The organism is Campylobacter portucalensis (assembly GCF_009690845.1).
Classification (GTDB): domain Bacteria; phylum Campylobacterota; class Campylobacteria; order Campylobacterales; family Campylobacteraceae; genus Campylobacter_B; species Campylobacter_B portucalensis.
On record NZ_VWSJ01000044.1, the window covers coordinates 1 to 3,792 of the forward strand.

Consider the following 3,792-nt stretch of genomic DNA (forward strand, 5'->3'; position numbering starts at 1 on the left):
AATTTATCACAAACAAATGGAATAAAATAACATACAACGACATTTCAAACAAATTTAACTCAAATATAATTGAAAACATCGCCAAACCATTAAATTTACCTAGCCAAAATACAGCTAAATTTAATTCAAATTTAGATAATGAAAGTGATTTTATTTCAGATGCCCAAATCAACAAAATCATTCAAGATTTTTATGCTCTAAATGGCTCGAACGATTCCCAATTTGACGGCTTTTCATTCGCTGATATACAAAACAGCTCATCAAATTTGCAGATTTACGGGTGAGAGCGAAATCGGAAGTGAGTAATTTAATATAAAATTATAGTTTTTTTTAATATAAATTCAGCTAAAAGCTGGTAAGATTTCGGAGAAGGAACAAAATGAATATAAAGACGATATTTTTATTTTTAATTTCCATTACATTTTTATACGCAGAAAATATGTCACAAGAATTAGAAGAAATAATCAAAGCACTTAAATTCTCAAATTTACATTATGACAAAGTTAGTTCGTTTAACGATGAACAAATAGTGGCTCCATTAAATTTTAAGCGTTTGTCATATAACAATGAAAATGAATTATTACAAGCCATAAAAACAACTACAGATGATAATAAAACCTATCAAAATAAATTATCCAAGCTCAAAAAAGAAAATAATGATTTTTGTAGTGTGTTTTTCGATGATTTGAAGAATTTTAAAAATATAAAAATAAAAGAACCTATAAGTAAAAATGTTTTTTATGAAGATGAAAAATTCAAAAAAACTATGGGGTATTGTTATGATATGGGAATGGATTTGTTTTTTAATGTTTATCGTTATGATGGCATTGAATTAGACTCTCGCACCGATAATATGATAAAGCCTATATCTTATACTTTATATAAAACAAATTTATTAGGAGAAAATAACTTACTTTTGTTTCAAAATTATCATGATCCAAAATATGTGCTAAATCCCAAGCCAGTACAAATTTTAAAAGCAGGATATATTTTAAATAACGATATGTGCAAATCAGCTTTGAAGAAAGATTTTGACATTTTAAAAGATAGAAAAATTTTAAGTAAAACAGCTGGAATAAATCCTGATAATGACGGAGTATATTACGACATAATAAATTACAAAGGCAAAGATTATATTTTTAAAGTTATAAATTTAGTTAGTTTTATGGATATATATTTGGAAAATGATTTTCCTAATAATCCAGTAGATTATTATGATTTTGACAATGTAAAATGTCTAAGAACTTTCTTTTTTGATAAAGAAAATCGAGACTTATTATTTAATAAAAGGAGAACGCAATGGCTTCATTAAGTCCTAGAAACACATATTCAGTTGCAGGTTATGAATTAAATGAAAATTTAATAAAATTTTGGAGTTGGTTTTCGAATTTGGAAAGGTAAGTATCGTATGGTAGGTTTTTTATACCACAATGATTAATCAACGGATTGAAAATGATGAATTTGATAAATATAAAATTTAGTGGAAAAGGACATCCTGTTCTGCGAAACTAAAACATACAAATTTAAGCTTGATTTGTTTTTTTCTTTTTTGTATAATACTGACTCTGTCGGTATTTGAAAGGAAATGAAAGTGAAAGATATATTTTACAATTTTTTCTATGCTTGTTTTAAATTATTGCATAATTTTAAGCTACAAATAAAACATTTATTTAAAATGCTATTTGATAGCAAATTTAAAAAAATCTGTTGGATTATTTTTGCAGTAGTAATAATTTTATGTGTTAGTTTTATTAGAACCGTGCCGAATTATTCTAAAAAATATGGCTTTGAAATAGTGCATTTATGGGATTATAACAAATATAATCAGGGTTATTGTTTGGCTGAAAATAAAATTTTGGATAAAGAAGAGCTGTATAAAAGGGCTATTGGGGAGTATTTGGACAAACAGCTTAAAATCGATAAAATGATTGATGAGTGGAGAGCCGACAATTATGGTTCTAGGTGGAAAAGCGAAATGGAAATTGGATATTATGAATTAGATAGTGAAATAAATTTAAATAATTGGTTGGAAAAAATTAAAAATTATTATATGGATTTATATATACCAGTGGAAAATACTGATTATGATTTAAATATAAGAGAAAAAGCTACGAGTAAATTGTTGTTTGAAAAATTAAAAATTATAAAAATTAATCCAATGAAATATATAAATATTAATTTTAATAATTTTGGAAATATAACGGCAGGATTTGACAAACCTATTTTATTTGTTACATACGGACTTTGGAATAGTAAAATTTTATTAGATAATGTTGCGATTTTTGAAAATGATAAACTTGTCGGTGGATATAAATTTTATTTTGATTATAGTTTTAGTAAATACAATAATTTTATGCGAGATATATTTTACGATAAAGAAAAGGAAAAGTATGAACTGGAAAAATCAAAATTAGTCAAAAGCAATAAAAGCTATCCCAATGTAAAAATAGATAATTGTGGAAATATAAATTACGATATAGAAAATGAATTTATCATGGCAAGAGAAGCAAAAGGTGGCTGAAAGGCTTAATAAATTTTTTAAAAACAAATTTTAATAAACATTTCAATAAAAAGGATAAAAAATGACAACAATATTAAATTTAAGTGGCGATTATGCAACAGAAGTTTTAAGCTGGTATATTTGGGGACAAAATTCTCAACCACCAAGAGATAAAATAGCAGATGAAAAATGGATAGATAGATAAGAAAATATTACTTTAAAAATTGACAAAACAAGCTTTTTGCAAAAAGTTGGTAATTTTATAAATGCCAAAGATTTTAGATTATTTGAAACATTTTTTAGTGGAAAGACAAAAAATGGCAATAATTTAATTTGGACAAATGTAAATTCTCCTGTCGAATTTAAAAATGGAGAATATTATCTTACGCAAGAACAATTTGCCAATTTATTTTATCATGGTGCAAGTGATATTATTTTAAATAATGCAAAAAATACAGAAACAAGTATATCATTTTATAATAGGAATTTAAGTAATCCGGATTTCGCAAAATTAGCCTTTGTTTTTGGAACTATTGATGTAAGATTGGATACAAATAAAATTCGTTATGTTTTAGACGAAAATTTAAATCCACTCAGAATTGAAAATGTTGAATATATAATAGGCAAAGATGGTGGAGATTTTGATTTTGTAGGCGGCAGCGGTAGTAGTTTGGTAAATCAAATTTTAAAACAGGTTGCAGACCCTAATGGTATTGGTAAAACAGTTAAATTAGATTTTGGCGGCGGCGTAAAGTTAAATAGTGGAACAATAACAGCAAATGATTATAAAAACACCAATAGCTTAGAAGAATTTAATAAAAATAATATAGAAGAAACACTTAAAGATACTGACGGGTGGGAAGCTTATCTAAAATTTTATTGGGATTTTTTGACAGATATTATACCATCAGGCGTAATTGATTACCTTGATGAAAACAATAAACTGGTAATATTTGGAAGTAATGACAAAGATCCTATAAGTGGAACAAAAGCAAAGAATTTTGATTTTTCGCAAGATATAGAGTTGAAAGTCAAAGGTTATAATATAAAAATTCCACAAATACTTTTAAATCACTTTAAAAAATATATTAAAAACGGAATTCACTATATAGGTGGCGACGGCGATGACACTATTACTGGCACAAACAAAGATGATATTTTAAAAGGTGGCAATGGAGATGATATACTAGATGGTGGTGATGGAAGCGATAAACTATATGGTGGCTCAGGTAATGATACCTACAAAGCAGGAGACGGAGATATTATCGAAGACTCTGACGGTAAAGGCAGAG

General features: G+C 26.6%; 4 protein-coding genes and 1 pseudogene. All 5 read left to right on the forward strand.

Translation table 11 applies throughout. From position 1 onward, the window contains the following. Positions 1–284: hypothetical protein (locus F1B92_RS08865; RefSeq protein ID WP_195836336.1), on the forward strand; the 284-nt coding region annotated here is incomplete at its 5' end. Positions 285–379: 95 nt separating this feature from the next. Beyond that, on the forward strand, positions 380–1,312 hold the full coding sequence (locus F1B92_RS08445; RefSeq protein ID WP_154571405.1) for a hypothetical protein: 933 nt from the start codon (positions 380–382) through the stop codon (positions 1,310–1,312). 363 nt (positions 1,313–1,675) lie between these two features. Further along, positions 1,676–2,521 (forward strand): hypothetical protein, encoded by an 846-nt coding sequence (locus F1B92_RS08450; RefSeq protein ID WP_154571406.1) that lies wholly within the window; start codon positions 1,676–1,678, stop codon positions 2,519–2,521. 61 nt (positions 2,522–2,582) lie between these two features. Next, the gene (locus F1B92_RS09410; protein ID WP_268233934.1) at positions 2,583–2,705 is read left to right on the forward strand and encodes a hypothetical protein; all 123 of its coding nucleotides are present in this window, start codon (positions 2,583–2,585) and stop codon (positions 2,703–2,705) included. Positions 2,706–2,741: 36 nt separating this feature from the next. Next, positions 2,742–3,792 (forward strand): annotated as a pseudogene (locus F1B92_RS08455) (hypothetical protein); the annotation flags it as partial.